Raw genomic sequence first — 2,884 nt, 5'->3', positions numbered from 1 at the left:
ACTCTCTCAACAAACTACCGCGGGGTAGAGCAGCCCGGTAGCTCGTCAGGCTCATAACCTGAAGGTCGCAGGTTCAAATCCTGCCCCCGCAACCACCGATACCGACAATCCCGTCGCACCCGCGGCGGTTTCTGTCGTTTTAGCAGCATTTCCAACGGCTTGCCGCTCCGTCCATTCGAGGATCGTCACCAGATCGCCGTGCAGCGTTGCGTAAATCTCGCCCCGTTCCGGCCCCGGCGTCAGCGAAATCTTCTCAATGAGGCCGCGCAATGTCTCGGCTGCTTCCTCCCGCTCTTCCTTGCGATTGAGCGCCTTGGTCAGGTCAGAAACCTTCTTCGCGTAGATCGCCGAGGCGCTCGGCAGAATGTCCGGCGTGTCCTCTGGCGCATCAGCCAGCAGGCTGTTCAGTTCGGTCATGCGTGCCTCAAGCGTGTCCATCTCTGCCTTCATGCCCTCATGGAACATGCCAGCCTTGATCGCCTCGATGATGCCGCGGATCTGCTTCTCAATCTTGACCTGTTCTGCTTTCCAGGCATCGCCGCTGGAGCGGCGTTCCCGGTTCAGCCGGTTGGTTTCCTCGGCATAGGCACGCATCGCCTCCCCTACCATCTCGGGCGACATCATCCGCTCCTTCAGGCCGGTCAGCACGCGGGCTTCGAGTTCTGTGCGTGGGATCGTGCGACTGTTTGTACAGGTGCCCTTGCTAATGTGGTTCGAGCAGGCGAAGCGGTCGGCACCGCGAAGTGAGTAGGGGCCTCCGCAGCAGCCACAGAACACCAGGCCGGACAGAAGGGACCTCGGCCGACGTGTACCGTTCAGGCGGTTCTTTTTGTGGTGCTTGCGAACGGCTTCGGTGACGTTGGCAAACTTCTCGGCTATCTCGCCCTGCCGGACACGGACCGAATGCCAGAGTTCGTCATCGACAATACGCAGCTCCGGCACATCCTTGATGATCCATTCCGATTCCGGGTTCAAGCGTGAGACGCGCTTTCCGGTCGATGGGTCTTTGATGTAGCGGAGACGGTTCCAGATCAGACGGCCGATATAGAGTTCATTGTTCACAAGTCCAGTGCCGCGCTTCACATGGCCCCGAATCGTGGTGTCGCTCCAGAGCTTACCAGCCGGACCCGGGACACCTTCCTCGTTCAATGTGCGGGCGATGGTGCGCGGACCCACGCCGGCGGCGAATTCGCGGAAGATGCGGCGGACAACATTCGCCTCGGCTTCGTTGATTTCCCGGTCGCCGCGAATGGGATCACCGCGCGCATCGAGCTGCTTGACGACATTGTAGCCAAAGCACAGTCCGCCGCCTGACTTGCCGTCCTCGACGCGGCCACGGATGCCACGATGCGTCTTGGCGGCAAGGTCTTTCAGGAACAGCGCGTTCATCGTGCCCTTCAGGCCGACATGAAGCTCGCTGATCTCGCCCTCGGACAGCGTGACAATCGGAACGCCGGCGAACTTGAGATGCTTGTAGAAGGTGGCGACGTCAGCCTGGTCACGACTGATGCGATCGAGCGCTTCTGCCAGCACGATGTCGAACTGTCCTGCCTGTGCGTCCTGCAGGAGCGCCTGGATGCCGGGGCGCAGGATCATGCTCGCGCCGGAGATGCCGGCATCCTTGTAGGTTCCGACGATCTTCCACTTCTCGCGTTTCGCCTGCTCGCGGCAGATGCGCAGCTGGTCCTCGATCGACGCTTCGCGCTGATTGTCGGAAGAATATCGGGCATAGAGCGCAACGCGGGTCATATCGGCAGTCCTTTCAAGCTCCGTGTCAGGGGCAGGTTAATTCTGTTCAGGTTCGGCGGCGGTTTCGACGGTCCTGCTCCGGCGCTGCGCCGCTGCCAGCAGCTCGTCATATTGGGCGGCCGACATCAGCACAAACTCGCGCCGGCCATGTCGCGTGATTTCCACCGGCTCACGGTGAGACTCGTTCAGATACTGTCCGAACTTGCGCTGGAATTCGAGGGAGGTTGTAGTTGGCATCGCAGACTCCAGGAGAATAGGTCTGCTTATATAATACGTGTTATACGTATAAATGCAAGAGGATTTGCAGGTCAGCTGCGCAGGTGGCATTGAGCTTTGCGTTTCGCTGCCAGTTTACGCTCGAACTGCTCGCGGGCGATCTGGCGACCAATCAAGCGAGCCAGCGACATCACGGCAGCGTCTTTGCGCGCAGGATCCTTCCGGTCCGGTTCCGGTCCGGTCGAGGTCGTAACCTCGATATTGATCCTGTTCCGCTTGACTGCCATCGTCTCCAAAATCCCATCCCCGGAAAGGGGCTGGGACAATGGAAACCTAGAATTTCATTGCGGGGAAGGTCGCGGGCATGTCTGTGCGGTGAATGGGATGCCATGGCGTAGAAAAGGGACGGGTCAGCCGATGGCAGGAAGTGCGGCTGTGGTGTCCAAGTCAGCCCGAAGTCGCCGCTCGCCCGAACCTCGTGCCGCTTCGCGGAACTCTTCAGAGCCGCCGTTCGTCGCGGAACGCAGCATGCGCCGGGCCGCGATGGCAGTGCTGTGTGACGGAGTTACCGTTTGTAGGTGCCGCACGGAAATTCCCACCTGCGCCCCAGGGCAGGCCCGCGGGGCGGAAAACCCGTCATTCGCTGCTAAGGCATGAGACACTTGGGTATCCAAGGGCGCGTCAATCAGGAAGACGGGCTGCGAAAAATAGGTGGCAAGGCCCCCGGTGCTACGCCTCAAGGCCGGTGAGCGGCTCGTCACCCACCGTGCGATTCCCCTCTGTGAGCCCGCAAAGACTCGCAGCCGCCTTTGCGGTTGAGCGCTGCTAGGGTCAGGACCCATTGATTTACGCTTGTCGGCGTGATTCACGGTTCGAAAATCGAGCGGTGAACATGTCTGATCTTTTCTGGCTGACGGAT

At 60.3% G+C, this 2,884-nt stretch carries 4 protein-coding genes, 1 tRNA gene and 1 pseudogene; 2 read left to right on the top strand and 4 right to left on the bottom strand.

What is annotated here, in order from left to right:
- Positions 1-18 precede the first annotated feature (18 nt).
- A tRNA-Met gene (locus M511_RS18955) sits at positions 19-95 on the top strand.
- Here M511_RS18955 and M511_RS18950 read toward each other — a convergent pair.
- On the bottom strand, positions 52-1,176 hold the full coding sequence (locus tag M511_RS18950; protein WP_336245892.1) for a recombinase family protein: 1,125 nt from the start codon (positions 1,174-1,176) through the stop codon (positions 52-54). The two genes, M511_RS18955 and M511_RS18950, sit on opposite strands and share 44 nt — an antisense overlap.
- On the opposite strand from M511_RS18950, the gene M511_RS19630 reads away from it, so the two are divergent.
- A complete protein-coding gene (locus M511_RS19630; protein ID WP_336245891.1) occupies positions 1,084-1,314 on the top strand; it encodes a hypothetical protein in 231 nt (76 codons plus the stop codon). The genes M511_RS18950 and M511_RS19630 overlap by 93 nt on opposite strands.
- A 60-nt stretch (positions 1,315-1,374) precedes the next feature.
- Here M511_RS19630 and M511_RS19625 read toward each other — a convergent pair.
- From M511_RS19625 to M511_RS18940, 3 genes and pseudogenes are all read right to left on the bottom strand, one after another.
- Positions 1,375-1,749, bottom strand: a pseudogene (locus tag M511_RS19625) (recombinase family protein); the annotation flags it as partial.
- Positions 1,750-1,785: 36 nt separating this feature from the next.
- The gene (locus M511_RS18945) at positions 1,786-1,986 is read right to left on the bottom strand and encodes a type II toxin-antitoxin system prevent-host-death family antitoxin (protein WP_085503257.1); all 201 of its coding nucleotides are present in this window, start codon (positions 1,984-1,986) and stop codon (positions 1,786-1,788) included.
- Positions 1,987-2,057: 71 nt separating this feature from the next.
- On the bottom strand, positions 2,058-2,252 hold the full coding sequence (locus tag M511_RS18940; protein WP_240547713.1) for a hypothetical protein: 195 nt from the start codon (positions 2,250-2,252) through the stop codon (positions 2,058-2,060).
- Positions 2,253-2,884 lie beyond the last annotated feature (632 nt).

It is taken from the genome of Paracoccus sp. J56 (genome assembly GCF_019633685.1).
GTDB lineage: Bacteria > Pseudomonadota > Alphaproteobacteria > Rhodobacterales > Rhodobacteraceae > Paracoccus > Paracoccus kondratievae.
This window is presented reverse-complemented; position numbering and strand designations above follow the sequence as displayed.

What these genes read in the sequence shown, in the direction of transcription:
- M511_RS19630 (WP_336245891.1), top strand. Translation starts at nt 1,084, where the DNA reads ATGGCCCCGAATCGTGGTGTCGCTCCAGAGCTTACCAGCCGGACCCGG.
- M511_RS18945 (WP_085503257.1), bottom strand. Translation starts at nt 1,986, where the DNA reads ATGCCAACTACAACCTCCCTCGAATTCCAGCGCAAGTTCGGACAGTAT.
- M511_RS18940 (WP_240547713.1), bottom strand. Translation starts at nt 2,252, where the DNA reads ATGGCAGTCAAGCGGAACAGGATCAATATCGAGGTTACGACCTCGACC.